A 26,357-nucleotide genomic window follows, 5' to 3' on the forward strand; every position below is an offset into this window, starting at 1 on the left:
GTGAACGAAGGGCTTGACCACTTGCCACAAGTGACGTGAGTCGTAGTCTTGCTGGTGCAAACTGCGGGTAATGGCATCATGGGAGAGTTTCCCATCCACCAGTGCCGATAGTCGGGTGGCTGTTGGCTGGTTCTGATTGACCAGCAAATAGTCCGAGTAGAGGTCAAAAATAGGGGATATAAACTCCATGAGCGCTTTTTGTGGTGTTTTTGAGTAAATTTAGAAAGAGGTTGCTACAGATAGATCAACCATGCGTAACATCAGTGAATGAGTGAATGAGTGAATAGTTGACGGCCATAAATTGTCTGCGCCAGCTATTCACCCATTCGCTCATTCACTCATTCACAATTAAGTTATGAGTCCTGCGCCTGGGTTAATTCCTGTAGTTCGGGCAGACCTTCCCGTTCAATCTGCTGCTCGCGGTATACCTGAATGGCCTGCAGGAAGGCTTCGGCCTGGGCAATGAACCGACGGGCAAACGCTTCGGAGGGTTCTTCTTTATTGATACTGAACACCAGATCTTTAAATTCGCCTTCGGTCTGGTGAAAATCAGGTTCGCCCACAAGGGTTTTGTCGAAGTCGCTAACGATGCCGTGCTGCGTGTTGGTCGGAATATCGCGACTCATCAGGGCCGCCCGGGCGCCGGTTATATACACGTTATACGTATGATACAGCGTATCGGCCCAGCGACTTTCACTCAGCGCTTCCCGCGCCCAGCCGAGCTTTTCGCTGGCTTCGGTCAGGGTCGTAGCGACCAGGTCTATCAGCACACTGGCGCATTCGCCCACGCCCACTTCCGTTACGTACTGTTCGGTATGGTCCCAGTCGATATAGTCACTGTCGACGAGGGTTTTCAGGTCGGCTAGGGGTTTTAGTAACTGATAGAAGTAGTTTTTCCCCTGGCGGGCGTAGTAATCACTGTAATACTCGCCATCGAGCGCGTTGGCTTCAAAATCGCGGAGGAGAAAGCGTAACGAGTCGGGACCCCGTTTGGCGGGTACTTTGATCACTTTATCGGCAATCAGCCCTTCGCCTTTGCCGTTGAATCCGCCCCCCAGCAGCACCTGGAGAGCCGGCAGCACATACGCCCCGTTCTTCAGCGAGGAGCCATGATAGCCAATGTTGGCTACCGAGTGCTGGCCGCAGCCGTTCATGCACCCCGAAATCTTGATTTTTATGTCGTCATTAAAAACCAGGTCCGGGAATTCATCCTGCATCATCCGTTCCAGTGCCCGGGTAATGCCGTAGCTGCTGGTAATACCCAGATTACAGGTGTCGGTGCCGGGGCAGGTCGTAATGTCCGCGGTGGTATCGAAACCGGGTTGGGCCAGTCCCAGTGCTTTAAGGCCGTCATATAAGGCTGGTAAATCCCCGGGTTTGATAAACCGGAGCAGATACCCCTGATTAACCGTTATCCGAATATCGTCGGCTGCGTACTGTTTTACCAGGTGCGCCAGGGCGCGGGCCGTGTCAGCATCCATATCGCCCAGCAGCACGCGCAGCTGCACAGCGTACCAGCCAGCCTGTTTCTGTTCAAACACGTTGGTTTTTAACCAGTGGTTATAGTCATCATGACCCGCAACCGGCTGAGCCTTTGGCGCATCGGGCCGGGGAGCGGGGGGCGCTGAAAAGAGACTGTTGCCCGCGGTTTCGTCAACGGCATACGATTTCACCCGAAGAGCCGTGGTTTCCTCCGCCACCCGTAGTAGCAGTTCCTCCAGACCAATATCGTTGAGCAGGTATTTCATGCGGGCTTTGTGCCGCTTTTGCCGTTCGCCGTAGCGGTCGAAAACGCGGATAACCCCTTCAATAAATGGAATGACCCGGTCTTCCTCCAGAAACTCAAAAGCGGTCTGGGCAGAAAAGGGCTGGGCACCCAGTCCGCCCCCCAACATGACTTTAAACCCACGCTGGCCATCCTGCATCCGGGCTACCAGACCCACATCGTGCATGTAGCCGTACGCCGAATCTTTTTCGCTGGAGGAAAGCGAAATTTTGAACTTCCGCCCCATATCCTGGCAAATCGGGTTGCGCAGAAAATAATCGAAAATGGCGTGGGCGTAGGGCGTGATGTCAAACGGCTCCTCCGGGTCGACACCCGCCCGGGCCGAACCCGTCACGTTCCGAACGGTATTGCCACAGGCTTCTTTCAGCGTAATGCCGGCGTCTTCCAGGTCCGCCCAGAGCTGGGGGGAGTCGGCCAGTTTCACGTAATGGAGTTGAATATCCTGCCGGGTAGTGGCGTGCAGATTACCCGTGGCAAATGTATCGGACAAATCGGCGATACGAATCAACTGGTCGGCCGTAATACGTCCGTGCGGGAGTTTGATGCGAATCATTTGCACGCCCGGTTGCCGCTGGCCGTATACACCCCGCGTGAGTCGGAACTTACGGAACGCTTCGTCCGCTATGTCCCCCTGGCCAAACGAACTGATTTTCTGTTCAAGGTCCAGAATATCGCGCCGGGCGGCTTTACTTATCGTATCAGTGAGTTGAATAGCCATTGGTAGGTATATTGTCTATAGATTTAATCAACTAATTCAGTAAAACGAAACGCCGGATAGCCCCGGCGCCTGTTATTCATACAAATATATAACCCGCGTCCCCGTATTACGTGCTGGAATTGCCCAACTTATGCTTATGGACTATAATAAATAGTTATGAATAACCGGACATCCTGTTCCTGTACTTCACGGAATCGGTAAGACCTGCAGGTTTGTACTGCGCTGGCTGATTCTAAGACAGGGACAGCCTGCGAATAGGTTAGTTTGGTTGATAATGACTTACTATCACCCAGTTTCGTTCTCTTCTTAACGCGGTCAGAAGACCGCTGGTTGCTCTGGATAATGGCTACATGGAATATTTTTAATCTTATTTTAATAGTAACGGTTACCTGAACGCAATAAATAAGTCAGAAATAAAGAACTGTAGCCGCCTGTTTGCCTCTATTGAAAACCAGTGACGAATAATGACGATTGATTGTGGATCCTGTATGGTGCGTTCGTGGCAATATGGCGATGAGGAAAACCTCCCCCTACACGCCAATAACCAGGCTATATGGCTGAATCTTCGCGACACATTTCCGCATCCGTACACCCAGGCCGATGCCCAGCGCTGGATTCAGTACGTCGTTGACCCAGTGCTGGAAACCAACTTCGCCATCGACGTGGCGGGGGAGGCCGTGGGAAATATCGGTCTGCGAACAGGAGAGGATATTGACCGCTATTCGGCCGAAGTATGGTACTGGCTGGGAGAACAGCACTGGGGCCGGGGAATCATCACCGCGGCCCTGACCGCTATTACCAACATTGCCTTTTCTGACCTCTCGCTGCTCCGGGTTGAGGCCATGCCGTTTGCCCGCAACACCGCATCGATCAGAGTGCTCGAAAAGGCAGGGTATCAGCGGGAAGGTCTGCTGCGCTGGAGTGCCGTGAAGGAGGGGATCGTACTGGACAAAGTAGTCTATTCCTATACCTCCGACGATTGGCTGGCCGCTCAGGTAGCCCGTAGTTGATGGATAACCGGAGTCTATCCGGATAGAAAGTTTGATAATAACGTGCCAAGATAGTGCAGTGATGGATAACCAACCGCCGATACCAATACCCGTTTCTTACCCGAAGGATAAAACACTCGTTGATTTATTCGTCGCTCAGGCCCGAAAAACCCCCGATCATACGGCTGTCGTCTTCGGGGATTCCCATCTTACGTACCGGGAACTGGATGAGCAATCCAATCAGCTTGCTCACTACCTGCGGCACCTGGGCGTGGCTGAGGAAACACTCGTTCCCATTTGTCTGCACCGGTCACTGGCGATGATCGTCGGAATACTGGGTATCCTCAAAGCGGGTGGCGCCTACGTGCCCATTGACCCCGACTATCCGGCCGACCGGATTGCGTACATGCTGGATGATCTGAAAAGCAGCGTCCTGTTAACCGATGCGCTGTCGCGTCCGGTTTTACCAGCCTCCATTGAATCAATCCATACGCTTTGCCTTGACGAAGACTGGTCAACCGGGCAATGGGAGTCGAAAGAAACGGTACCGACCAGCCTGACACCCAAAAATGCAGCGTACGTTATTTATACGTCCGGCTCAACCGGTCGACCAAAGGGGGTACTGATCGAACACGAAAATGTGGTTCGGCTCTTCATGACCGATTCGCCCCTGTTCGATTTTTCCGACCGTGATGTGTGGACGATGTTTCACTCGTTCTGCTTCGATTTTTCGGTCTGGGAAATGTACGGCGCGTTGCTGTTCGGCGGGCGGCTGGTTATCGTGCCGAAAGAAACCGCCAAAGATGCCGCTCAGTTTGGTGCGCTGCTGATTCGGGAGGGGGTTACCGTGCTGAACCAGACGCCGTCGGCCTTCTATACGCTTCAGGATGCCCTTGTCGGTACGGTTGATACCCTACCGGTTCGCTACGTTATTTTCGGTGGTGAAGCCCTGAATCCTGCCAAACTAACCCCCTGGCACCAGTCTTTCCCGTCCTGCCAGCTCATCAACATGTACGGTATCACCGAAACGACCGTACACGTCACCTACCTGACCCTCCAGCCCGAACACCTCAAACAGACGTCCAGCCTGATCGGCAAACCCATTCCTACGCTGACCACCTACGTGCTGGATAGCGAACAGCGATTGGCACCGGTCGGTGAGCCGGGCGAGTTGTACGTCGGGGGCGCCGGGCTGGCCAGGGGATACCTGAATCAGCCGGAACTGACAGCCAGCCGGTTTATCCCGAATCCCTTTAGTCAGGAACCCGGCGACCGGCTCTACCGAAGCGGGGATCTGGCCCGCCAGTTGCCCGACGGCGGACTCGACTATTTAGGCCGTATCGACGAACAGGTTAAACTAAGGGGCTACCGGATTGAACTGGGCGAAGTAGAGAACGCCCTGCTTCAGTATCCGGGCGTAAAACACGCCGTAGTGGTAGCCAGCGAGGATGAAGAAGGCAGTAAACGGCTGGTTGGGTATGTGGTGATGGTGGACGGATTCGACCGGAAAGCCATCCGACGTTTTTTGCAGACCACCCTGCCCGATTACATGGTGCCGGCTCTGCTGATGACCATCGATCGGATACCGCTGACCAGCAATGGGAAAGTCGACCGGAAAGCACTACCCCATCCTGATGCCTCGGAATTGCTGACGGATACCTACCGGGCACCGGGTACAAAAACCGAAGAGAAGCTGGCGGCTGTCTGGAAGGCCGTGCTGAACGTGAAACGGGTGGGTACGAATGACAACTTCTTTGAGCTGGGGGGAAATTCACTGCTGGCCGTCAAAACCGTAGCCGCACTGAAACAAACGCATCAACTGGACATCCCGATTACCAAGCTCTACCAGTTTCCGACGGTAATTGGACTGGCGGACTTCCTGAATGGGCACAAAAAGGGGCGAACGCAGGCCGATAAGCGGGACTGGTCCGATAAGTCGGATACAACAACGGGTGATGTAGCCATCATCGGTATGGCCGGGCGTTTTCCGGGGGCCAATACCATCGATGCGTTGTGGACGGTACTGACTGAAGGCCGGGAAACCACCCGGTTCTTTGCGGATAATGAACTGGATCCTACGTTGCCCACCGATGTAACGGGTGATCCGGCTTACGTAAAGGCCAGGGGCATTATTGATCAGGCCGATCAGTTCGATGCCCACTTTTTCGGACTGAATGAAAAACTGGCCTCGGTGATGGATCCCCAGCAACGGATATTCCTGGAGATAACCTGGGAGTTACTCGAAAAAACGGGGCATTTGCCCCAGCAATATATAGGGAATGTGGGTGTCTGGGCGGGCTGTGGGAATAATACGTACTACCTGAATAATGTACTGGCCAACCGGCAGGCGGTCAGCGAAATCGGCTCGTTTCAGGCCATGACCGTGAACGAGAAGGATTTTATCGCGTCCCGAACGGCCTACCAGCTCAACCTGACTGGTCCGGCTGTCAGTGTGTATTCGGCCTGTTCCACCTCGTTGCTGGCCATTACCCAGGCCGTTCAGAGTCTGCGTAGTGGTCAGTGCGACGTGGCCATTGCCGGGGGCGCCAGTGTTACGGCCCCCATCAACAGCGGTCACCTGTACGAAGAAGGGGCTATGTTGAGCCGCGATGGACACTGTACGCCTTTCGATGCCAACGCGGGCGGGACGGTGTTCAGCGACGGGGCTGGCGTGGTGCTGCTCAAATTGCGGGAGGCCGCCGAACGCGATGGGGACCCGATTTTTGCGCTCATCAAAGGGGTGGGTGTTAACAATGACGGGGGCGGAAAAGGCAGTTTTACCGCTCCGAATGCCGAAGGGCAGGCCGGAGCCATCCGCCGGGCACTCGACGATGCCCGGGTCAACCCGGCTACCATCAGCTATGTCGAAACCCATGGTACCGCCACACCCCTCGGCGACCCGATAGAAATTGAAGGACTGACCATGGCATTCGGCGAGCAACCGCACAACCAGTTCTGCGCCATCGGTTCCATAAAAAGTAACATGGGGCATCTGACGGCTGCGGCCGGGGTGGCGGGTCTCATCAAAACCACGCTGGCCCTGCACCACAAAAAAATTCCGGCGTCGCTGGGCTTTCAAACCCCCAATCCGGCTATCGACTTTGCCAACAGTCCGTTTAAAGTCAATACGACGTTAACCGACTGGGTATCGGGCCAGCCTAATCCATCGGAAGGCCGACCGCGCCGGGCAGGCGTAAGTTCGTTCGGGGTGGGAGGGACCAATGTCCACGTTATTTTGGAAGAATACGAAGCCCAATCTGTTACACCCCAACCGGAACCAGTGGTCGCATCGCGCCCGGTTCAGCTGGTAACCTGGTCGGCCAAATCAGGCAACAGTCTCGAGCGATACGCTGCTCAACTGGAAGAACGGCTTCGCCAGCAACCCTCACTAACGCCTGGCGATGTTGCGTTTACCCTGCAAACGACGCGCCCGGCGTTTAGCCACCGGCGGTTTTTGCTTGCTTCCACCACAGACGAACTCATTAAGGGGCTGTTGACCCCCCACGGGGCTCCGGCTGGCGCATCCGCCGGAACCAGTACGCTGCTGGAAAAGCCTGGTGAAGTGGTCTTTATGTTTCCCGGTCAGGGATCACAGTACCTGAACATGGGCCATGAGTTGTACCGGCACGAAGCCGTTTACCGACAGGCAGTAGATACCTGTGCCGACTTTCTGCTGCCGCTGCTGGGCCGGGATATCCGGCAGGTATTGTATCCGGCGGCCGTGGATACGCCAACCGAAACCGCGGCCGCCGTCGAACGGCTGAAAAACACCCGGTATACCCAGCCCGCACTATTTATTACGGAGTATGCGCTGGCTAGTTTATGGCTAAGCTGGGGGATTCAGCCTACCATTTACTGTGGTCATAGTATCGGCGAATACGTGGCCGCTCATCTGGCCGGGGTATTCTCGCTCACGGACGCACTGACCCTGGTGGCTACCCGGGGGAAATTGATCAGCGAATTACCGAGGGGGAGCATGCTTTCGGTGCGGCTGGGCAGGGAGAACGTGCAGAGGCTACTGCCCTCAACGCTGTCAATTGCCGCTGTCAATAGCCATACCCTGTGCGTGGTAGCAGGGCCCGATGAGGATATTGCGGAATTTTCGCGGCAGCTCGATGGACTGGAATTGCCCAATCGCGTGCTGGAAACCAGCCACGCCTTCCACTCGGCCATGATGGATCCTATTCTTACTGCGTTCAGGGTTGTGGTAGAGCGGGTTACACTGCACCGGCCTCAAAAGCCAATCGTATCGACCGTCAGCGGAACCTGGCTGACCGATGCGCAGGCTACCAGTCCGCACTACTGGGCTACGCACATGCGGGAAACGGTGCAGTTTTCCGATGCGCTGGAAACGCTGTTTACGACTGTACGACCCCTGTTGCTCGAAGCAGGACCCGGCACGGTGACGGCCACGCTGGCCCGCCAACAACTAAAAGGACGGTCTGTTCCCGTCGTGGTGAGTCTGGATTCGCGGCAGGGAGCCAACTCCGAGTATCAGGCAATCCTGAATGCACTGGGGCAACTGTGGCTGTCCGGTGTTGAGCCGGACTGGGCGGCTTTTAACGCCGGACAGCCACTGAACAAACTAGATTTACCCACCTACGCATTCAACCGAAAATGCTGCTGGATCGAGCCACTGCCCGAAAAACCAGTGGTATCGATACCAACAAACCAATATAAACCAACGGAGGAAACCGCTATGTCACTTATTACCAGTACGACCATGAGAAAAAAGGGTATAATGGATGCCGTACGAGCGGTATTGACCTCAACGGCTGGTATCGAATCGGATAACGTATCGCCTGCGATAAGTTTTATCGAACTTGGCCTTGACTCCTTAGCTCTTACGCAGGTTTCTTATACCCTGAGAAAGAAATTCGACCTGCCCATTTCGTTCCGGCAGTTAAACAGCGAATACAGTACCCCGGAACGGCTGGTCGATTACCTGGCCGATAATTTACCGGCCGATGCCTACCAGCCTATCGTGGTTCCGGCGTCGGTAGTTGCCTCCCAGCTTCCCGCTTCAGCCGGAACTGTTCCGGCACCGGTAACGCCCGTTCCGGCGCTCGGGCCGCTGGGTACCAGGCCACAACTGCCCCCCGTTTCGGTTGGTAATGATGCGGTAACGAATCTATTTGCCCAGCAACTACAGATAATTGCCCAGCAGATGGCTTACCTGCAGGGAACGACACCATCGGCTGATCAGGCGGCACCGGTAGCCCAGCCCGAGCCAGCCCGTAAACCGGAACCTCCCGTGGCTACCGCGCCGGTTATGCCCGCTACTATCAAAGCACCGGTACCCGCTCAACCTTCCGGTGCCGATCCGAAAGCACCGGAGACTAAACCGTTCGGGGCTGGTGCCCGGATTGAACGGCAGGTTACGGTGCTGAGCGATAGGCAGAAACAGTTCATTGCCGACTTTACTGACCGGTATACCCAAAAAACAAAAGGCAGCAAGGACTACGCGCAGGAATACCGGACCTGGATGGCCGATCCCCGCGTGGTGACGGGTTTCAAGCCGCTCACCAAAGAAGTGGTGTACCCGATTGTTATCGATAAATCCAAAGGCAGTCGTCTGTGGGACATCGACGGGAATGAATACATCGACGTCCTGAACGGGTTTGGCTCGACCATGTTCGGTTACCAGCCCGACATGATCACCAAAGCCCTGCATGACCAGATCGAAAGAGGATACGAACTGGGCCCCCAGCACAAACTGGCGGGTGAGGTGTGTAAGCTGGTGTGCGAATTTACCGGTTTTGAGCGGGCGGCACTCTGCAATACCGGTTCAGAGGCCGTAATGGGTACCCTTCGGATTGCCCGTACCGTAACCGGCCGGTCGCTGGTCGTTGTCTTTTCCGGGTCGTACCACGGCACCTTCGATGAGGTGATTGTGCGCGGGTCCAGCACCCGGCAATCGTATCCGGGTGCCCTGGGTATCATGCCCGAATCCGTTCAGAATATACTGGTGCTGGAATACGGCACGGACAAGAGCCTGCAGATTATCCGGGAACGGTCGGCGGAGATTGCTGCCGTACTGGTAGAGCCGGTACAGAGCCGTCGTCCCGAATTCAGACCAGTCGATTTTCTAAAGCAGGTACGCACCCTGACCGAAGCCGGGGGAGCTTTACTTATTTTTGACGAGGTAATTACCGGTTTTCGGATGCACCCCGGTGGCGCTCAGGCACTGTTCGGAATCAAAGCGGATCTGGCCACGTACGGGAAAGTCATTGGGGGAGGGCTGCCGATTGGCGTACTGGCGGGCAAAGCAACGTACATGGATGCGCTCGACGGGGGCTTCTGGGAATACGGCGATACCTCCTGTCCACAGGCGGATATTACCTTTTTTGCGGGCACCTTCGTCCGGCACCCCCTGGCACTGGCAGCCGCCAAAACCGTCCTGCAGTACATGAAAGAGAAGGGGCCAGCTCTGCAAAAAAGCCTGACTGATAAAGCCACCCGACTGGCAGATCGTATTAACAGGTCGTTAGAACGGCAGCACCTGCCCCTGTTTGTGGCGCAGTTCGGATCACTCTGGAAGGTGAAATTTACCGAAGAGGTGCCGTATGGCGATTTGCTGTTCACGCTGATGCGGGACAAGGGTATCCACATCTGGGATGGTTTTCCGTGTTTTATGACCGAAGCCCATACGGATAAAGAGATTAGCCTTATTGCCGACCGGTTTATGGAAAGTATCCATGAATTGATTGAAGCCGGTATCCTACCCTCAGGCCGCCCCCTGAAAAAGGAACCCGTGATGAAGGAAATCCCGAAAATCGCTTTTATCGATTTGAATCGTCCGCCCGTGCCTAACGCCAAATTAGGCCGCGACGCAGCCGGAAATCCGGCGTGGTTTGTTCAGGACCCTGACCGACCCGGTAAATACCTGCAACTGACACCTGATCGCCTTCAGCAACTCGTATAAGTAGGTAATCGTAGTAATCAGGTAGTGTCATTCAATCGTCATTTTTTGTAAACAGCTGATAGGTAAAACGTTAACAATACATGACCATCAATGGCATAGGACTGACTATCAATGACATAGGCCTTAAAACACCTCATTGCGCTCACCCGTTGCCTGCCAGTCGGTATCCATCGCCCGGAACCTTTCGGCTACGCGCGTCAGAAACTCGGTATCCAGCATACTGGGCACTGCATCCGGAACCAGTATGTCCATTTCGCTGATCTTATACGTCTGTTCATAGGGACCCGCTTCGATTTTGACGATATATTTGCCATTCCAGGCGTACAAGCCGATGCGGAACTGGGGGTACTGCTGATGGGGTATGTCCTGAACGAAACGCATGTGTTGTGAATGATAGATGATAAATGATGAATGATTTTCTGGTTAGTACGGGCAGGTCTGTAAAGGTAGGAAGAGGAATAATTTGTTTGTTCATCCGGGTATTGATCATTTATCAGTCATCACTCATCATTAGTTCCTGTTCCAACTCCGGGGATGAAGCGGCTCAGTTTTTTCTGAAGGGAAATGTACAGTTGCAGAAGCGGGAATACACCGAAGCCATCCGGTACTACTCGGAAGCCATTGCTAAAAAGCCCGATTTTGCCGATGCCTATAATAACCGGGGGCTGGCAAAATTCAGGAATGATGACCGGGAGGGAGCGTTGGCGGATTATACCCGCGCAATCGATGCCGACCCTGATTTCGGAACGGCCTATTTTAATCGGGCCGAAGTCCGGCTGGAGACTGGCGATGCGGCTGGCAGTGTGGCCGACCTGGAACGTATCGGTAAACAGTATAATGATTCTACCTTTTATCAGACACGCCTGGCGGATGCTTACGTCCGGCTGAACAAAACAGCCCAGGCGCAGGTCGCTTACGACCGCGCTTTGCAACTGGACCCCACCAATGTGGAAGCACTGACCAACCGGGGCGCGTTTTACTTTAGCCAGAAAGCGTACGATGCCGCCGGACAGGATGTACGCCAGGCCTTACAGCTAAACCCGAAACAGGATGCTGCCCTCAATAACCAGAGCCTGCTGCTGGCCCGTGCCGGTAAATTTGAAGAAGCCCTGAACTATGTTCAACAGGCGTTAACGCTAAAACCCCGCCAACCGTACTACCTGAATAACAAAGCCTACTTACTGCTCAAATTAAACCGCCCGGCGGAAGCGCTGCCACTGGTAGAGGAATCGCTCCGGCGCGACAATCAGAATGCCTGGGCGCACCAAACGCTTGGGTTGTACTGGCTGGGACAGAAACAACCCCAAAAAGCACTGCCCGAACTCCGGCAGGCCGAATCCCTGGATGCCTCCGTGGATCAGCTCTATTACTACATTGGTCTGGCTGAACTCGCTGCGGGAAACAAAGCCCGGGCCTGTGACGCCTGGCAACGGGGCGAATCAGCGGGTGACGAACAGGCTAAAAAGGAACGGGAGCTGCAGTGCCGGTAGGGGAGACCGCTATAATTTACTTTCGGGGTACATCTTCATTTGTTGAGCTGCCAGGATGGCGTACTGCTGCGGGGTCAGAATGGCTTTGTAGTTGTGTACTTTATCCGTTTCTACCCCCACGGCCAGCGTCCGCAGCTTTTTCTGATTCATCCCCGCCTTCTTCAGTTGCTTAACCCCGTCGTTGTAAGCAACTACCGCATTGGTAATGACGACCCTGGCTTTTGGTAGTTGCTGATCGGTCAGTTTGAGCCGTTGCCGGTCCGCTTTCAGGACAGACTTGATAATCATACCCACCGTTGCGCCATTGTTGAGAAAGACAAATTTCTCGTTTTCGACCGAAGCGGACGTGGTCGGGTTTTTTGTCTGGGCCGAAGCTACAGTACCCATGACCATCAGTAGGGTTGCTAGTGTAAAAATCAGGCGTGTTCGTTTCATGTTCGTAAAGGGATCGTATTGATAAAACAGTCAATTTTAGGGGGTAAACAAACTATAAATATAGTTTTAGTTTGTTTCGTTTTCTTTTTGCAGGGCTTTTTTGTAAAGTAGAAACTGGTCCTGGTTAACCTGTTTATCCGTGGTTAATTCAAGGAGCCTGGCCGTAGGGCCGGGCGCAAAGAAGTCGGGTAGGAGGGATAATAGACTTTCCAGCGAGTTGCAGACTCCGTAGTCGATATGGGCATCGGCTGCTGTGTTTTTAGCGGTGTACCCGTGGGGCGTTTCAAAGTAGGTTTCCAATTCCGGCTGTCGGTTAGGCCCGTCGATCATCCTGAAAATATGCCCACCGTCATTATTGAGCAGGACGATACGCAGGTTGGGCGGGACTGGAGCGGACCAGAGCGCGTTGCGGTCGTAGAAGAAAGCGACGTCCCCGATAAGCAGCGTCACGATCCGGTCGGTCATGAGTGCGGCTCCCACTACCGTACTCAAACAGCCATCAATCCCGCTCACGCCCCGGTTCGCTTCTACACTGATTTGCTGCTCGGCGGGTATGCCACAGAGATTGGCATACCGCACCGGCATGCTGTTGGCCAGGTGCAGAATCGATCCCTGGGGCAGGTGATCCAGTACCGCCCGGGTACCCAGCCAATCGGTTAAAGGAGCATCCGGCCGAAACAGAACCGACTCTACCTGCCGGGCGGCTTTCCGGTCCAGCTTTTGCCACTGGTTTAAAAAGTCAGCAGACCCGTCATCCTCATCGCCCTGTAAAAAGCGCTGGTAATCGACATCGGTAAATAATTGTTGCAGGAAACCAGTTGGTTCGGCGGGAATAAGTGTGGTCAGACTCTGGAACGAGTCGGGAATGCGGTCTACCGTGGGTTGAATATGCCAGTGCCGACGGGCGTGGTAGGGCATCCCGGCAATACCCCCGGATGCTGTACCACGGAAAAATGTTTTGAGGTTCCGGGTCAGGAATGAATTGCCGATGGTTATCAGCAGGTCAGGTCGTATTCTTTCGGCCTCTTCCGTTGTGATACCGGACAGAAACGTATCGGTACGGGTAATAAACCGGTCATTCGTTGGGAGGTTACTAATGATCTCCCCAACAACCGGAATGCCAAATTCATCACTTAACTTATTGAGTACGTCCAGCAGGGCAGGGTCTCGGGGAAACTGCCCAACCGCAATCACTGTCCGGATACTTTCATCCCACTCGGCCAGCAAACTGTTCCAGGTGCTGGCGGGAATGGACAGCTGTGGGCGTAGCGTATCGATCACCCGAACCGGCTCATAGGCAAACGATTCATCAGTGGCCGGGTAAAAGGGTTCCCGCAGGGGTACGTTCACGTGAACGGGGCCAGCCGGAGCCAGGGCGCAGAGGGCAACCGCTTCATTGATGGACCGATTGATGAACCAGCGGGCATCCGCATGGGCATAATCGGCGGGCAGATCGTAACTGCGCTTGACGTGTGAACCAAACAGCCCCTGCTGGTCAATCGTTTGCCCATCCTGCTGGTGCAGCCATTCGTGGGGCCGGTCGGCCGTTAGCAGCAGGAGGGGAACCTGCTGAAAAAAAGCTTCTGTAACCGCCGGGGATAAATTATAGACTGCACTGCCCGATGTACAGATAAGGGCAACTGGTTTCCGGCTCTGCTGGGCCATCCCGAGGGCCACAAACCCCGCCGAGCGTTCGTCGGCCATGACCCGAACCCGCAGATGCGGGTGCCGGGCAACGGCCAACGTAAGCGGAGCGGAGCGGGAACCGGGCGAAACAACCACATCGGAAATACCTTTCTGGTAAAGCAATTCGGCTATGTCGACGATGGGCTGGAGAACGGGCATGGATAAAACGGACGGAGTGACTGTGTTACTAAGTGAAGGTGCCAGGGTAATTTCGTTATGCAAACATAAGTCTGAAAGGGGATGCCCTGTTTTCTTATCGGCAAAGATTTTTAGTTACTTTGTCCCGGTGGAGGGCATAATCCGTCCCATTCATAAACGAAGCCGGGTGCCTGAGCGTTATAATGACTAAAAATCATCTGTTCACTGCACCGTCGGCCTGGTCAATCGCTTATTCACTCAGTCAATAGTATCCCGTATGAACCGTATAACTTTTGAGAACGAGGAAGAAATCCGGGTAAAATCCCTGGCGGGAGCCGTCATTATCAACGGTATCCTGATTGCCCTACTGCTCCTGGTGAAACTAACCCAGACAGTACCCGACCCACCCCCGATTGAATTCATCGAAGTCAACTTCGGCACGGACGCGCGGGGGAGCGGCCGTATACAGACCTATAACAAGGCATCTGACTCGCCCAATACCGAGGATGTAAAAGCCGCTGAAAAGCGCCCGAATCGAAGCGTCGAACCGCCCAGCGTGAAAACAACCGCCCGTGTGGCAAAAGCGCGGGTGACACCTTCTCCCAACGTGGTCGATGCCAAACCAGCCAAAACGCCCACGGAGAAGCCCATTATTACCAGTAAGGCTGACGAAAGCCCGGTCACGGCGCCCGTACGGCCCGAACCCAAACGGGCAGAGTCGCCCAAAGCCACGGCCCCCGTCGAACGCCCTGCTCCCCCAACACCCGCCAAAAAAGTGGAAACGGTCAATAACGATGCCCTGTTTAAAAAATCAGGAGGGTCCTCCCCATCGGGTGGGGGTGGCTCTAACGGAACGGTAGGAAAAGCTTCCGGTACGGGTGGTAATAACAACGGCGATGATGCCAGTGGCGTGGGGGATAAAGGCAACCCCAATGGTAAGCTAAACGCGAAAGAATTTTATGGTACCCCAGGGGGGGGCGCTACCGGCGTGGCGTTTGACGTATCGGGCTGGTCGATGGCCGGTAGCCCAAACGTGAATGACAACTCGGATGAGACGGGTAAGATTGTTTTCCAGCTTACCGTAGACGGGAGTGGAGATATCATCAATGTGCGTCAGGTGCAAAGTACGGTGAGTCCTGCCGTCAGTGATTTGTACCGAAAAGCCGTGCGGCAGTTACGGCTGCGGCCTAAAGGGGGAGCTACCCCCCCTACGGCTACCGGTACCATTACCTTTATTATCAAGGCGAAGTAAATGCAGTATGCGGAAGCACTCGACTATCTCTATAGTCGGCTCCCGGTTTTTCACCGGATTGGTCCCAAGGCGCTTAAGCCCGGATTAGATAATACCCTGGCTTTATGCGCAGCCATGGGGAATCCGCAGCAGCAGTTTCGCAGCATTCACGTGGCTGGTACGAATGGGAAGGGAAGTACATCACACATGCTGGCGGCTGTATATCAGTCGGCGGGGTACCGGGTTGGTCTTTATACGTCTCCTCACTTAAAATCCTTTACCGAGCGAATCCGGCTCAACGGTCAACCCATCGGGGAGGAAGCCGTAGCCTACTTTGTTACTACGTACCAGACCCTGATCGAATCCATCGAGCCGTCTTTCTTTGAAGTGACCGTTGCTATGGCCTTCGATTACTTTGCCCGGCAGCAGGTTGACCTGGCTATTATTGAAACAGGATTGGGGGGGCGACTGGATTCGACGAACGTTATTATACCGGAAGCATCCCTTATTACCAATATTGCCTACGACCATACGGATATACTCGGGGATACGCTCCCGCAGATAGCGGCTGAAAAAGCGGGTATTATCAAAGCAGGCGTACCGGTCGTTGTGGGTGAATCAAACCCGGACACATCGTTAGTATTTAGTAAAACGGCGGAGGCATTGCAGGCACCGCTTTACTTCGCCGATTTACGCTATACGGTTCAGGATAAAGGAATCCACGCCGGTAAACGGGAGGTGTTGGTAAAACAACCGGAGGAAACGGAAGAGCAGGTGTACCAGCTCGATTTGGCTGGCCTATACCAGCTAAAAAATCTGCCGGCTGTACTGGCCATTATCAATGTCCTTGAGGCTGTATGGCCCGTTTCTGCGGAAGCCCGGCGAAACGGGTTAGCTACGGTGAGTAGGCTGACGGGATTAAAGGGACGCTTTCAGACCCTGCAAACCAGTCCGATCGTCATTGCCGACACAGCCCACAACGAAGCTGGGCTAGCGGCTTTAGTGGAAACCGTTGAGACGATTCCTTACCGAACGTTGCGTATTATACTGGGCCTGGTTGCTGACAAAGACCGTTCCCGAATACTGAATACGCTGCCTCAATATGCTGTTTATTACTTCTGTCAGGCTCAGACACCCCGCTCACTTTCGGCTGACATGTTGCAACGGGAAGCTGCCTTTAGTAACCTGATTGGAGCCGCCTTCCCCGATGTCAACGCTGCCCTGACGGCGGCACTTGCCGAGGCCTCGCCCGACGATCTGATTCTCGTAACGGGGAGCAACTATACCATTGCCGAATTAACTAATCTATAAACGTGACACGAAGAAAAACCCACCGTTTTCTGCAAAATGCCGAAAGCCAGAATGTTATTGAAAACGGTAAACCCTTGTATAAAACGATTCGTGGCCGATGGCGGTCGGCGTATTTTGGGAACGAAAACCCAATCGTTTTAGAGTTGGCCTGCGGAAAGGGGGAGTATACGGTTGGCCTGGCCCAGGCATTTCCCAATACAAACTTTATTGGTATCGATATAAAAGGGGATCGAATTGCGCGGGGCGCCCGAGCTGCTCAGGTGCTCGGTTTATCGAATGTAGCCTTCCTGCGAACGGACATAAATTTTCTACAGGAGTTCTTTGTGGAGAATGAAGTGAACGAGATATGGATTACGTTCCCCGATCCGCAACCGCGTCCCAAGCAGGAGAAGCACCGGTTGACCCATCCACGGTTCTTATCGATTTACAGACACTTGCTCGTAGAAGGAGGGACGCTCCACTTGAAAACGGATAACCCCGAATTGTTTTCTTACAGCCTTGAACAAGTTAAATTGCTGAGTGATAGTTTACAATACACAACAGACTTATATAACTCCCCGTTGAATCAAATTCACATTGGTATAAAGACAAAATACGAACAATTGTTCTTCGATAAGGGGTTTACAATTAACTATTTACAATGTAAAATGGGTGCGGTTTAACTTACCACACCCATTTGTAATTAATTAACTTTATTAATGTAAACTACCTCATTAGGGCTAAAATTTACATTGTTATATTGTTGCCCTAATTGAATAGTTTAACAATTAAGTCAGCTATACGACTTGAATACCCATACTCATTATCATACCAGCCAACTACTTTAACAAGTGTACCATTGGCGGCTGTCAGCTTAGAATCGAAGATACAGGAGTGTGGATTACCGACAATATCAATAGAAACAATTTCATCTGTAGTGTATTCCAGATAGCCCTTCAACGTAGTCTCTGATGCTTGCTTTATAGCCTCGTTAACTTCTTCCACAGTCACCTCTCGTTTCAGAATAACCGTCAAATCAGTCAGCGACCCGTCTGGAGTTGGCACGCGCAGCGCGTTACCATCCAGTTTTCCCTTTAGTTGTGGCAATACCAGCCCAACTGCTTTGGCAGCACCGGTTGAGGTAGGGACAATGGATAAGGCAGCAGCTCTTGCCCGACGTAAGTCAGAATGGGGGGCATCCTGTAGATTCTGGTCGGCGGTATAGGCGTGTATCGTTGTCATGTATCCTTTTTCGATACCGAATACATCGTCCAGCACCTTAGCCATTGGCGCCAGGCAGTTGGTTGTGCAGGATGCGTTCGAGATGATTGTTTCATCACCCGTTAGCGTATCGTCGTTTACGCCCAGAACAACCGTAGGAATGTTTCCTTTAGCAGGAGCAGATATTACTACCTTTTTTGCACCGGCTTCCAGGTGCATACTCGCACCGGCTTCATCAACGAAACGGCCCGTCGATTCCAGTACAACATCAATACTTAACTCTTTCCAGGGTAGTTTTTTCGGATCGCGTTCGGCGTAAGCACTGATACGCATATCATTTACGGTCAGGCTATCGCCGTCGGAAGTAACAGTACCAGGAAACTTACCGTGTACCGAGTCGTATTTCAGCAGGTGAGCGAGTGTCGCATTGTCCGTAAGGTCGTTTATTGCGACTATTTCAATATTTTCCTTTTCTAGAAGCCGTCTGAACGATAACCGTCCGATTCGGCCAAAGCCATTAATTGCAACACGTATTTTATCCATGAACAGAGAAAATTGGTTTGTTTTCGGGTCCAAATATACGTATTAAATGAGCGGATACATAATAACCGATAGGGGAGGTTTTAGTAATAGTCAGATCATATTTTAGTAATTAGTAGTAAGAACGGACAAAAATTAGTATTATAATAGTCTTTTACTAAATATGAGTAGTATTATTAGCATTAATTACTAATAATCTTAGTAAATGCTAATAGTTATACTAAGATTATTTACTAATTTCTATCTTTACTAAATTGTAATCCTGAACTAAATAATGTAGTATATCTTTTTAGTATATGATCCTATTATTTACTCTATGCTTAATTAGCTAGCCTACCAGATTAGGCACTATATGCATAACCAGACTGCTAGCTTATTTATTTTACGTTTAACCACCTGTTTAAAACGGTCTTGCAGGACATTTTGCGTTATCAGCGACTATCCACTTGATAATGCTCTGCACTCACATCACGATCTCGTGTTGCAAATGAGGTCTTCCAGTCTTACTTACAGTACCGTGTTCACGACTGGTCTGACAAACCATTTATCCACTGTCCTGCTGCTTAATAATCGTCACTATTTACGATTCGGTAAATTTTTCCTGTTTCATTTCTTCTTGTGATGACCAGTGAAAGGTAGTTTCTTCTCTACTTTTCACTGGCTCGTTTTTAGCAGGGAAGGATTGAACCACCAGTCTCTTTGTTAAACTATTACATTCCATATACTCGATATGGGTTATAAGTGAGTCCTAAAGCTGGATTCATACCCTCTAGGCATATACGCTAGGCAATCCAACAATGTCTTCCTCGAAACAGGTAAAAGGGAGCTGTTAATAAAGCGCTGAATAAATTAATCCCAACTCATTTTATCCTATCATCCGTCAAGACCTAGACCATACACGCTAATAATAATGGGTAAGCAGGTGGTGACAAGTTATCGCCTTGGCACCTGTTAGAAAAAAAGTACAATCTTTTTAAATTAAAGGATAAGATTGATAAATTGGCAAGCATTTTGATATTTAAGTTACATGATTCAGCTACTCCTAATCATTCTATCTGCCTCGGTAGGGGAGTCGCTATCAGAAATCATCTCTGTAACTACTCCGCTCGCTACAAATTTTCCAATGCTTATACGATAACTATAATCGCCTTCTTTGTACCTTTGGTAAAACATAGCAGTCAGTATTTATACTATTGATGTATAACAATATAAAATTTTGTAGTAATTTTTATATTGCTCATATTCAGTGGTTTATATACCTTTACTTTAACTTTTACTTTATTTAAATGGTACAGGAAATTGAGGCAATTTGGGAGAATCGCTCATTATTAACCGATGGGGAATCTCTCAATACTATACGGAAAGTAATTGATCTATTAGATAGGGGAGAGCTTCGGGTGGCTACTCCGCCAGCGAATGAAACCGATTCCTGGACAGTGAATGAATGGGTAAAAAAGGCTATTCTTTTATACTTCTCCAGCCAGAAGATGCAAGCTGAAGAAGTAGGCATTTTTACCTTCAATGACAAAATTCCTCTAAAGACAAATTTTGCTGAGGCTAAAGTTAGAGCTGTTCCACCAGCGGTTGCACGTTATGGATCATTCCAGGCACCGGGCGTTATTCTCATGCCATCCTATGTGAACATTGGCGCCTATGTAGACGAGCGTACTATGGTCGACACCTGGGCAACGGTTGGGAGCTGCGCCCAGATTGGGAAAGACGTTCACCTGAGTGGGGGAGTTGGAATAGGGGGGGTCCTGGAACCACCCCAGGCGGCACCCGTTATTATTGAGGACGGTGCTTTCATTGGTTCACGCTGTATTGTCGTTGAGGGAGCACACATTGGTAAACGGGCTGTATTAGGAGCAGGCGTCACAATCACGGGCTCGTCAAAAATTATTGATGTGACAGGAAACGAACCAGTCGAATATAAAGGCTACGTTCCTGCTAATTCAGTTGTCATCCCGGGAAGTTATGCTAAAAAGTTTCCAGCGGGAGAATATCATGTTCCCTGTGCAATCATAATCGGTCAACGAAAAGCCTCAACCGATCTTAAAACATCCTTAAATGACGCGCTACGCGAAAACAACATATCTGTTTAACATAAATAGTTAATAATGTATATTAACATCTATATACATTATACCTATTGAACATAAAAAATGGCAATTGATATAAATCAATTGCCATTTTTTATGTTCAACGATTTACAATATCATTTATAAATGACAAAACAGGTAATTGTGATTAATGTCATTTTACATATATATTTGTAACGATACATGCCTGTTTACATTGAAAATAGGCATCGTTTCTATAACTTGTAATCAAAGGGGTCAATGACTATAAATGACAAAATTAAACAGATACTTATTGAGAAAAATTTGACTCCATCTTATTTCGCAGATGAGATAGGCGTTCAACGATCCAGTATCTCGCACATTCTCTCGGGTCGAAACCGCCCCAGTTTTGATATTATTCAGAAAATAATCCGTCGCTTTCCCGAATTGGGCTACGAATGGATTATGGAAGAAGAGAATCAAGCTGGAGGCAATGACCGACAGATGCCACCACCAGGGTCAAATTACAGTAATAGGGGAGTTGGTCGACCGGCGCAAAACCGCCCTGATCAATTTAACACGGTACAGGCCGGCATTTCCTATGCGAATCCCCCCCAATCTGTTGCTGCTGGTATTCGTAGTCAACGAAATGAAATTCCACCCCAAAATATGGTAGTACAAGCGGATGATAATCAATCCAGTGAACCGTTTACTGCCAGCGCAACGGGGGAGAAAAAGGTAGAACGAATTCTAATTTTTTATACAGACGGCTCTTTCCGGGAATTCACCCCAACGGTATAAGTAAAGGAAAAATTCAGGTATTTTGAAGCTAAAAATGATTTGCTAATTATTCCCACTTTGTTCAGTAAAGTGCTCTCTAATGCGTTAAAACTGCATTTTTATCCCCAATTTCGGCTAACTTCCTGTAAAGCAATACTTTAGTGTTCCACGTGGATAATTATTAATTAAACCCGAAAAAATGTACGTATAACCGTATTTTCGCTTACAGTACACCTAATTGCCAGGCAAAGGAATACCGATGTCAATTACTTCCATTACCCGTACGGTCCCTGTGCTGGCTGGCTACCATTCGTCTCTTACTTCTTATAGGAACCACTTAACGGTATCGTTAAAACGCATAACAGACACTACGTAAGAGTGTCGCAGTTTGCCACCGGTTACTCAGAGTCATTTGGTTTAGGATACGAACTAACGGGTGATTTCAACCTTCAACTGGGTTTGTTAACGATTCAGCAAACGATCGTAACCGATCCAACCCTACAGGGCTACGTTCCTCAGAACTATGGTGTACCACTTGATCAGACCAGCCAAACGGAGATAACGTTTCAATTAGTGGCTAATTACGCCCATGCTATAGCCAGTAATATCAATCTTAATTTTCGCTATCAACTTTTCGCTGATTACCAGGATCTGGTTGCCACTGATCACCGACTTGATTTGATAATCACGGGTAAGATTAATAATTAATGCCAACCTCAGCGGAGTCATCCTGCAGGACCAGGATAACAAGATTTAGTACAGTTAGGCCCTATCATCGGTTTCCTTCTGACTTTGTACTAATTCTTTGTACTAATTGATACAATACATTCTATTTGATACAATACATTCTATGGTCAAGCTATTTCAGGGTTATACACTTTGTTGTATAATTTATATTATGTTAAGTAGATCAACAAAAAAGAAGGGCTGGTATTATACCAGCCCTTCTCTATCAGTTACTAAGGCTCGATACAAGCCACCTTCTTCTCTTCAAACTCCTTCAACACACGCTGCGTCGTTTCGAGGTTGGTCATCAAATCGGGTTCTTCTTTTACTGCTTTAGCTTTCAAAAAGTACGGTAACGCCTGTTTGAATTTACCACATACTTTGCCATCCGCTTCTTTACCTACCTTGGTGTATTCGGCCATCGACATCTTATCGACACCCTGCTTCATTTTAACCGCTTCGTTAAAAACGTACACACCCATGTTGTAATTGGCATCGTAGTTATTAGGATCAACAGCCAGTGCTTTTCCCAGATACTGTTTTTCAAGTGCCAGATTGTCTTCCTGTTGCTTTTTCAGATCGGCCAGTTTTTTCTCACCGGCCGCAACGGATGACGCATTGGCTGCCGCTTCTTTAGCAGCCGCATCCAGTTTAGCTAACTCAACTTTCTGCTCCGCCAACCGCTTTTGCACATCAGCCAGCTGACGTTTCACTTCTGCCGTCTTACTCTGCTTATTCAGACGGGCAATCTCACTATTATAGGCATCAATAATGCTTTTGGAATCAGCCAGTTGTTTTGCCGTGTTATCCCCCTTCTTGGAAGAACTTTCCAGTTTCCTGATTTCTTCGTCTTCTTTATGGGCAATATTGTTATAGACAATCGAGAGATTAACCAGATTCTGAACATTATTCGGATCTTTCTCTACCATCTGCTTCATGCTGGCGATAGCCTCATCCATTTTGTTGGAAGTCAACATGATATTGATCTTCTCATTGGCCAGATCTTTATTCGAAGGATCCAGGGCAATACCTTTATCCAGCGTTGCCAGAGCCTTGTCCATGTCGTTATCTGCCCGGTAAAGCATCGCCAGTGAACCATAAATAGCTACGTCCTTTCCCCCACCGGCAATGTATTTTTCCAGCTGCGCTTTGGCCGTTACATTATCTTTCACCTGCTGGGCCGCAATCGCCGAATACAGTGGCGCCAGTGTATCCTTTGGGTTGATATCACCCGCTACGCTTAGCGACTTGATGGCATCTGCGTAATTTTTCGACTGGAATTTAGCTACCCCCTGCTGCATGAAGGCATTGTACAGGTTCTGGCTTTTCAACGCTTCTTCTGCTTCCTTAGCTAATTTACCCGGATTGCCTTTCTTATCTTTATCCAGTTCAATAACCTTTTTGTACGATTCATAGGCAGTAGTTGCTGCAGCAGAGTCCAGCTTGATGTTACCACTGATGGCAATATTCTGATACGTTTTAGCCCGGTCCATCCAGGTACTGGCTTTGCTACCTGCTTTTTCTTCGGTAATATCTTTATCGCTTTTTTCTTTTTCCTTTTTAAAAGCGTCAAGGGCAGCCTGGTCCACTGCTGCGGAACCAGTTTGCTGTGCGTACGCCCCTACTGAGAGGCAACACGCGACGAGAATAACAAAAATTTGTTTCATGTGTAATCGGGGTTGTTTTTTTTAATTCAGTAACGAAATTACGGATTCTGTCCGTATAAGCATGACCATCTACAAATTGTTTGAGCCGCCCTACTGATTTTTGGTCAATACGAACGGCTCAAAACTGGACTATTTATTCACTTATTACTCAACGAGTAGCGGTTCCGAATCGAGGGGAATTACCTCTTCCCCTTCTTCCTGTTTTATTTTGGTTACGGACGATATTTCATCTCCATCGCGAAGGCTGATGAGTCGCACCCCCTGCGTATTGCGGCCAATAACACTGATGGCATTGACCGGAGTCCGAATAGCAATACCGGACTTGTTAATGATCATCAGATCATCGTTATCGGCTACGTCGAGTACCGCAACCAGTCGGCCCACTTTCTCCGTGACTTTGAGCGTACCAACGCCTTTGGCGCCCCGGTTGGTGATCCGGTAGCCATCAATATCGGATCGTTTGCCGTAACCGTTTCGGGAAACAACCAGCAGCTGAGCCTGCGAAGAGAGAATACAGACCATACCAATAACATGATCCGTCTTATCTGATTCGTCCAGCGATATACCGCGAACCCCGGCCGCCGTGCGGCCCATTGGGCGGACGCGGCTTTCGTGGAAACGAACGGCTTTACCCGCACTGGATGCAATAACGATTTCGTTATCACCATTCGTCATGCATACACCAATCAGTTGATCGTTCTCATCAATCGTAATGGCAATGATACCGTTCTGACGGGGCCGGGAGAATTGCTCCAGCATGGTCTTCTTGATGGTGCCCTGACGGGTACACATCACAATGTAATTATTGTTGATATAGTCCTCGTTCTTGAGATCGGTCACGTTAATGACCGCCCGGACCTTATCATCCGATTCAATATTGATAAAATTAGCCAGTGGCCGTCCTTTGGACGTACGGGATCCTTCGGGTAGTTCATAGACGGGCAGCCAGTACAGCCGACCTTTCTGGGTAAATGCCAGGAGGGTATTGTGCATGGTAGCCGTAAACAGGTGCTCGGTGAAGTCCTCCTCCTTGGTCACCACCGCTTTCGACCCCACTCCTCCCCGACTCTGCGACCGGTACTCAGTAGTGGGTGTCCGCTTGATATACCCTTCGTGCGAGATGGTAATCACCATATCCTCATCGGCAATCAGCGAGAGGTCACTGATGTTGCCATCCCCTACCGGGTTGATCTGCGTCCGGCGTTCATCACCATAGCGGGCCAGGATGTCGGTCAGTTCTTCTTTGATGACCTGCCGCTTGCGTTCTTCACTGGCCAGAATTTCTTTATAGTCAGCAATTTCAAGCATCAGCTCATCAAACTCCGCCTGTAGCTTATCCCGCTCCAGACCCGTCAGACGCTGCAGACGCATTTCCAGGATGGCTTTGGCCTGCAAATCGCTCAGGGAGAATTGCGTCATCAGGCCGGTCCGGGCTATTTCCGCATCCCGCGACGAGCGAATCAGGGTAATGACCGCGTCGATGTTATCCAGGGCAATTAGCAGCCCTTCCAGGATATGCGCCCGTTTCTCGGCTTCGCGCAGTTCGTACTGCGTCCGGCGGGTAACCACGTCGAACCGGTGTTCAACGTAGTACTTCATCATATCTTTCAGGTTCAATATCATGGGCCGCCCCTTAACGAGCGCCACGTTATTTATACTGAAAGACGATTGCAGCGACGTATGCTTGTAGAGATTGTTCAGCACCACGTTCGGAATGGCATCCCGGCGCAGGTCATAGACCACCCGCAACCCGTCCCGGTCCGATTCATCCCGGAACGCCATAATCCCTTCAATTTTCTTATCGTTGATCAGATCAGCCGTTTTTTCAAGCATCACCGATTTATTGACCATGTACGGAATATCCGATACGATAATCTGGGTTTTGCCCTTGTTTTCTTCAATGGTAGCATTGGCCCGCATCACCACCCGGCCACGCCCGGTCATAAACGCGGACTTTACGCCCTCCATGCCGTAGATGGTAGCTCCCGTCGGGAAATCAGGAGCTTTCACGTACTGCATCAACTCCTCAATCGTAATATCGTTGTTGTCCAGGTACGCAATGATCCCATTGACAACTTCGGTCAGATTGTGGGGGGCCATGTTCGTAGCCATACCTACCGCAATACCCGATGAGCCATTCAGCAACAGGTTTGGCAGCTTGGCAGGCATAACGGTTGGCTCTTCGAGGGAATCATCGAAGTTGGGCTGAAAATCAACCGTTTCCTTATAGATGTCATTCAGCAGTTCCTCCGCAATACGCTTCAACCGGGCTTCGGTATACCGCATGGCCGCCGGCGAATCACCGTCGATGGAGCCGAAGTTTCCCTGTCCATCCACGAGTGGGTAACGGAGTGACCAGTCCTGGGCCATACGAACCATCGTATCGTACACCGACGAGTCGCCGTGCGGGTGGTATTTACCCAGTACTTCGCCCACGATACGGGCTGATTTTTTGTGGGGTTTGTTGTAACTGACCCCCAGTTCAGCCATACCAAACAATACCCGCCGGTGAACCGGCTTCAGGCCGTCGCGAACGTCAGGCAACGCACGCGAGATGATAACCGACATTGAATAGTCAATGTAGGCACCGCGCATTTCGTCCTCAATGTTGATAGGAATGATGTTACTGGGAGCTTCGAGGTCGGGATTTTCGTCCGCCATTTGATAAAGGAGTT

Annotated in this window: 16 protein-coding genes and 1 pseudogene; 9 read left to right on the top strand and 8 right to left on the bottom strand. The window is 50.7% G+C overall.

Annotated features, from left to right (window positions below; all coding sequences use genetic code 11):
• Both B157_RS36015 and B157_RS0125595 read right to left on the bottom strand, forming a co-directional pair.
• A pseudogene (locus B157_RS36015) lies at positions 1-189 on the bottom strand (IS701 family transposase); the annotation flags it as partial.
• A 164-nt stretch (positions 190-353) separates the two neighbouring features.
• The gene (locus B157_RS0125595) at positions 354-2,504 is read right to left on the bottom strand and encodes a nitrite/sulfite reductase (protein WP_020606166.1); all 2,151 of its coding nucleotides are present in this window, start codon (positions 2,502-2,504) and stop codon (positions 354-356) included.
• Positions 2,505-2,968: 464 nt separating this feature from the next.
• Here B157_RS0125595 and B157_RS0125600 point away from each other — a divergent pair, with 464 nt between their 5' ends.
• Both B157_RS0125600 and B157_RS0125605 read left to right on the top strand, forming a co-directional pair.
• On the top strand, positions 2,969-3,514 hold the full coding sequence (locus tag B157_RS0125600; RefSeq protein WP_026308970.1) for a GNAT family N-acetyltransferase: 546 nt from the start codon (positions 2,969-2,971) through the stop codon (positions 3,512-3,514).
• Between the two features lie 61 nt (positions 3,515-3,575).
• Positions 3,576-10,418 carry a type I polyketide synthase gene (locus tag B157_RS0125605; RefSeq protein ID WP_020606168.1) on the top strand — a complete coding sequence of 2,281 codons (6,843 nt, stop codon included), beginning with the start codon at positions 3,576-3,578 and terminating at the stop codon, positions 10,416-10,418.
• Positions 10,419-10,541: 123 nt separating this feature from the next.
• On the opposite strand, the gene B157_RS0125610 is transcribed toward B157_RS0125605, so the two are convergent.
• The gene (locus B157_RS0125610; RefSeq protein ID WP_020606169.1) at positions 10,542-10,799 is read right to left on the bottom strand and encodes a hypothetical protein; all 258 of its coding nucleotides are present in this window, start codon (positions 10,797-10,799) and stop codon (positions 10,542-10,544) included.
• Between the two features lie 26 nt (positions 10,800-10,825).
• On the opposite strand from B157_RS0125610, the gene B157_RS0125615 reads away from it, so the two are divergent.
• Positions 10,826-11,908, top strand: a complete 1,083-nt coding sequence (locus B157_RS0125615; RefSeq protein ID WP_084761873.1) for a tetratricopeptide repeat protein — start codon at positions 10,826-10,828, stop codon at positions 11,906-11,908.
• A gap of 9 nt (positions 11,909-11,917) precedes the next feature.
• Here the strand turns inward: B157_RS0125615 and B157_RS0125620 are convergent, their stop codons facing one another.
• Together B157_RS0125620 and menD are read right to left on the bottom strand one after the other, a co-directional pair.
• Positions 11,918-12,343, bottom strand: coding sequence for a hypothetical protein (locus tag B157_RS0125620; protein WP_020606171.1), 426 nt, complete (start codon positions 12,341-12,343; stop codon positions 11,918-11,920).
• 66 nt (positions 12,344-12,409) lie between these two features.
• The gene (menD, locus tag B157_RS0125625; RefSeq protein ID WP_020606172.1) at positions 12,410-14,188 is read right to left on the bottom strand and encodes a 2-succinyl-5-enolpyruvyl-6-hydroxy-3-cyclohexene-1-carboxylic-acid synthase; all 1,779 of its coding nucleotides are present in this window, start codon (positions 14,186-14,188) and stop codon (positions 12,410-12,412) included.
• Positions 14,189-14,444: 256 nt separating this feature from the next.
• Here menD and B157_RS0125630 point away from each other — a divergent pair, with 256 nt between their 5' ends.
• From B157_RS0125630 to trmB, 3 genes are read left to right on the top strand one after another with little or no spacing between them, the layout of a single operon-like run.
• Positions 14,445-15,419 (top strand): hypothetical protein, encoded by a 975-nt coding sequence (locus B157_RS0125630; RefSeq protein ID WP_020606173.1) that lies wholly within the window; start codon positions 14,445-14,447, stop codon positions 15,417-15,419.
• Positions 15,420-16,709, top strand: coding sequence for a bifunctional folylpolyglutamate synthase/dihydrofolate synthase (locus B157_RS0125635; RefSeq protein ID WP_020606174.1), 1,290 nt, complete (start codon positions 15,420-15,422; stop codon positions 16,707-16,709). It begins immediately after the preceding gene.
• A 2-nt stretch (positions 16,710-16,711) separates the two neighbouring features.
• Positions 16,712-17,371 carry a tRNA (guanosine(46)-N7)-methyltransferase TrmB gene (trmB, locus tag B157_RS0125640; protein WP_020606175.1) on the top strand — a complete coding sequence of 220 codons (660 nt, stop codon included), beginning with the start codon at positions 16,712-16,714 and terminating at the stop codon, positions 17,369-17,371.
• Positions 17,372-17,456: 85 nt separating this feature from the next.
• Here the strand turns inward: trmB and gap are convergent, their stop codons facing one another.
• Positions 17,457-18,452: a type I glyceraldehyde-3-phosphate dehydrogenase gene (gap, locus tag B157_RS0125645; protein WP_020606176.1), complete on the bottom strand. Its 996-nt coding sequence runs from the start codon at positions 18,450-18,452 to the stop codon at positions 17,457-17,459.
• 1,283 nt (positions 18,453-19,735) lie between these two features.
• On the opposite strand from gap, the gene B157_RS0125650 reads away from it, so the two are divergent.
• The 3 genes from B157_RS0125650 (at position 19,736) to B157_RS0125660 (ending at position 21,997) form a co-directional block, all read left to right on the top strand.
• Entirely contained in the window at positions 19,736-20,551 is an 816-nt protein-coding gene (locus B157_RS0125650) for a 2,3,4,5-tetrahydropyridine-2,6-dicarboxylate N-succinyltransferase (protein WP_020606177.1), read from the top strand.
• 237 nt (positions 20,552-20,788) lie between these two features.
• Complete coding sequence (locus tag B157_RS0125655; RefSeq protein WP_020606178.1) at positions 20,789-21,310, top strand: helix-turn-helix transcriptional regulator; 522 nt, start codon at positions 20,789-20,791, stop codon at positions 21,308-21,310.
• 357 nt (positions 21,311-21,667) lie between these two features.
• Positions 21,668-21,997, top strand: coding sequence for a hypothetical protein (locus tag B157_RS0125660; protein ID WP_020606179.1), 330 nt, complete (start codon positions 21,668-21,670; stop codon positions 21,995-21,997).
• A 251-nt stretch (positions 21,998-22,248) separates the two neighbouring features.
• On the opposite strand, the gene B157_RS0125665 is transcribed toward B157_RS0125660, so the two are convergent.
• Positions 22,249-23,682 carry a tetratricopeptide repeat protein gene (locus B157_RS0125665; RefSeq protein WP_020606180.1) on the bottom strand — a complete coding sequence of 478 codons (1,434 nt, stop codon included), beginning with the start codon at positions 23,680-23,682 and terminating at the stop codon, positions 22,249-22,251.
• 144 nt (positions 23,683-23,826) lie between these two features.
• Positions 23,827-26,343, bottom strand: coding sequence for a DNA gyrase subunit A (gyrA, locus tag B157_RS0125670; RefSeq protein ID WP_020606181.1), 2,517 nt, complete (start codon positions 26,341-26,343; stop codon positions 23,827-23,829).
• Positions 26,344-26,357 lie beyond the last annotated feature (14 nt).

This window comes from Spirosoma spitsbergense DSM 19989 (assembly GCF_000374085.1).
Taxonomy (GTDB): Bacteria; Bacteroidota; Bacteroidia; order Cytophagales; family Spirosomataceae; genus Spirosoma; species Spirosoma spitsbergense.